The sequence below is a fragment of the Vibrio sp. YT-19(2023) genome, from assembly GCF_033337395.1.
This window is the reverse complement of sequence record NZ_JAWOQN010000313.1, coordinates 1-836: the sequence shown is the minus strand read 5'-3', so window position 1 is coordinate 836 and position 836 is coordinate 1. Positions and strand designations below refer to the sequence as shown.

The following is an 836-nucleotide window of genomic DNA, read 5'->3' as shown; positions in this document are numbered from 1 at the left end:
CCTTTCGATATCATGAACCCATTTCAAGATGCCGTTCTCCCACTCGATAATTGGGTAGAATCTGGGTTGAATTGGCTCGTTGAACATGGTCGCCCTGTTTTTCAAGCCATACGAGTTCCGATCGATTTTATCTTGTCCTCATTCGAAACCGCGTTAGTCTCTACGCCGTCACCGATTATGGTGCTGACCCTATTTTTACTCGCGTGGCAGTTTTCTAACTTCAAACTTGGTTTATCAACACTAGTATCGTTAGTGTTCATTGGCTTGATCGGCGCTTGGTCTCAAGCCATGACCACGCTCGCCTTGGTGCTCACATCGGTGTTTTTCTGCTTGTTGATTGGCTTACCCATGGGGATCTGGCTAGCCAGAAGCCAAACCGCCGCCAAGTTTGTAAGACCAATATTGGATGCGATGCAGACCACCCCTGCGTTCGTCTACCTTGTTCCGATAGTGATGCTGTTTGGTATTGGTAACGTACCGGGCGTTGTCGTAACGATCATTTTCGCGCTACCGCCAGTGGTTCGATTGACCATTCTTGGGATTCAACAAGTACCGGAAGAGCTTATCGAAGCGGGTCACTCTTTTGGCGCAAACAAAAAGCAAATGCTGTATCGCATTCAATTGCCACTTGCGCTGCCAACGATCATGGCGGGCGTCAACCAAACCTTGATGCTTTCTCTATCGATGGTGGTTATCGCCTCGATGATCGCCGTGGGCGGTTTGGGTCAGATGGTGTTACGAGGCATCGGACGACTGGACATGGGTCTGGCCGCTGTCGGCGGTTTAGGCATTGTGATCCTCGCTATTTTGTTGGATCGCATTACGCAAGAGCTTGG

General features: G+C 49.8%; 1 protein-coding gene. It reads left to right on the top strand.

Annotated features, from left to right (window positions below):
- Positions 1 to 836: glycine betaine/L-proline ABC transporter permease ProW (proW, locus tag R7E78_RS25610; RefSeq protein WP_318058542.1), on the top strand; the 836-nt coding region annotated here is incomplete at both ends.